Below are 1,438 nucleotides of genomic sequence, written 5' to 3'. Positions count from 1 at the left end.
AGGTAGAGAACAGTCCTAAGTTGTCCTGCGTCCATTTGATGCTGTCGCCTGTTGTCCGGATGATGGCTTCAAGCGCATACGTAACAGTTCCGCCGGCCCCCCAGGCGATAGCGGTTACAAGTCCGTCACCGCCATCCACCGGATGATTCCCTACGTTCATTAATACAGAGGTGCCCGTGCCAAAGGTTGCTTTGGCTGTTCCGGGCTTAAAACACAGATGCCCATACAATGCCCCTTGTGAATCCCCAATGACGCCCGAAATCGGTATTTTCTCATTGAAAAGGTCGCAATCTGCCGTATATCCGAAAATAGCGTCGGATGGTTTAACCTCAGGCAGCAGGGAAGAAGGAACGGAGAACAGCTGGGCAAGCTCTTCATCCCACTCCAGCGTGTGGATATTGAACAGCGATGTACGGCTGGCATTTGTAAAGTCGGTTGCATGGTTTTTACCGCCGGTAAGCTTCCAGACCAGCCAACTGTCCATGTTCCCTGCAAGTAGCCTCCCTTCAGCCAGCAGGTTGGCAGCTCCTTCCGTATGTTCAATGATCCATTTGAACTTGGCAGCGGAGAAATAAGGGTCAAGCATAAGCCCTGTTTTGGCGTGGATGGTTCTTTCGTGGCCAGCTTGCTTCAGCTCGGCGCACAGGTCCGCCGTACGTTGGCATTGCCAGACAACAGCATTATATATTGGCTGACCAGTCGTCTTATCCCACACCAATGCCGTTTCGCGTTGATTGGTGATTGTCAGCGCAGCTAGTGCGGACGGGTGGATGCAGGCTTGCTCCAATACGCTGCGGGCCGTTATTTTGACATTTTCATAAATTTCGAGCGGATCATGCTCTACCCAGCCGGGATGGGGGTAATATTGCTTATGCTCCATCCCGCTGCGGGCGATTACTGTACCCTGATGGTCTACAAGGAGTGCTTTGGTGCCTGAAGTACTCTGGTCGATGGCCAATATATATTGTTGATTGTGCTCCATATGCTTCGCCCTCTACTTATTAATCAATTCGAATGCAATTTGTTTGATATTGTCACCCGTAATGCCGTAGTGGTGGAAAACTTCCGCCGATTTACCGGCAATCGCCGGCTCATCCGGGATGCCGAGTACTCTCATAGGAACCGGGTGATTCTTCACAACAACTTCTGCCACGGCTGCGCCGAGACCGCCGTAAATGCTATGTTCCTCAACGGTAATGATGCGTCCAGTTTCACGTGCAGCGGTAATGATCGCCTCTTCATCCAGCGGCTTGATTGTATGCATGTTGATTACCCGGGCGGATATGCCTTCGTCGTTGAGTGCCTTGGCGGCATCGAGTGCGATTCGCACGGTTTCACCGACACCAATAATTGTAACGTCGTTGCCTTCTCTCACAGTTATAGCTTTGCCTATTTCGAATGGGTAATCATCGGTTTCGTAAACGTCCTCAACGGGATT

Annotated in this window: 2 protein-coding genes; both read right to left on the bottom strand. The window is 51.3% G+C overall.

The annotated features are described in order from the left end of the window. A partial coding sequence (locus GRP75_RS26760) for an FGGY family carbohydrate kinase (protein ID WP_160790869.1) occupies positions 1-982 on the bottom strand: 982 nt, incomplete at its 3' end. A 12-nt stretch (positions 983-994) separates the two neighbouring features. Then, a partial coding sequence (locus tag GRP75_RS26755) for a transketolase family protein (protein WP_272917248.1) occupies positions 995-1,438 on the bottom strand: 444 nt, incomplete at its 5' end.

It is taken from the genome of Paenibacillus sp. OT2-17 (genome assembly GCF_009827695.1).
Lineage (GTDB): Bacteria > Bacillota > Bacilli > Paenibacillales > Paenibacillaceae > Paenibacillus > Paenibacillus polymyxa_B.
The sequence above is the reverse complement of the archived record's forward strand: the minus strand, read 5'-3'. Positions and strand labels throughout refer to the sequence as shown.